The sequence below is a fragment of the Treponema endosymbiont of Eucomonympha sp. genome (assembly GCF_001028545.1).
Genome location: NZ_BBPW01000334.1, coordinates 1 through 734, shown reverse-complemented (window position 1 = coordinate 734; position 734 = coordinate 1). Strand labels below are relative to the sequence as shown.

At 47.5% G+C, this 734-nt stretch carries 1 protein-coding gene and 1 pseudogene; both read left to right on the top strand.

Going from position 1 to position 734, the window contains the following annotated elements; all coding sequences use genetic code 11:
• A pseudogene (glgC, locus tag AWU74_RS11915) lies at positions 1–203 on the top strand (glucose-1-phosphate adenylyltransferase); the annotation flags it as partial.
• 73 nt (positions 204–276) lie between these two features.
• On the top strand, positions 277–597 hold the full coding sequence (locus tag AWU74_RS10725) for a hypothetical protein (RefSeq protein WP_162502745.1): 321 nt from the start codon (positions 277–279) through the stop codon (positions 595–597).
• Positions 598–734: the final 137 nt, after the last annotated feature.

Genomic DNA, 734 nt, shown 5'->3' with positions numbered 1-734 from the left:
CGCATATCGGAATCGGGAAGCGCTCCGGGCTTGCGAACGCGATTATCGACAAGAACGCCCGAATCGGCGATTACTGCCATATCGGCGTGAGCGGCAAAACATATCCCAGCGGCGAATACGCCGCCGTCCCGGGCGCATACGTAGCGGACAATATCATCGTTATCAGAAAAAACGCCGTCATTCCGGCAGGGACGAGCATCTGAAGCGTTCGGCTTTGCCGAACGTCCGCATTTTCTGAAAAAACCCGGCAGAGAGGCAGCGCACAAAGCTGCGGGCGTGGATTCGCCTAATCATGCTCTAAAAGGTATACCTTTTATACTGAAAGGTGTACCTTCTTTGTTAAAAGGTATACCTTCTGAAGCAAAAAAGGTACCTTTTGAAGTAAAAGGTGTACCTTCTATGTTGAAAGGTATACCTTCCGAGTTAAAAGGTGTACCTTCTGAAGCAAAAAGAGTACCTTTTAGAGTGAAAGGTACACCTTCTATGGCAAAAGGTATACCTTTTGAAGCAAAATCGTCTGATTACGCGCCGTGTCCGGGCATAAGAAAAGCGGCGGGAACCATGCCTGCCGCCGCCTTTCTGCGGAAAAATGTTTGACAAATATGCTGGAAGGTTTTATGCTGTCATAAAAGGCTGCGGGGACAGACGCAGTCTGCGACGCGGCATAAACCTTTCACGTTAAGCGACATTTGCCCTAAAAATATAGGGAACATATAATCTCAAAAAGAATAAAT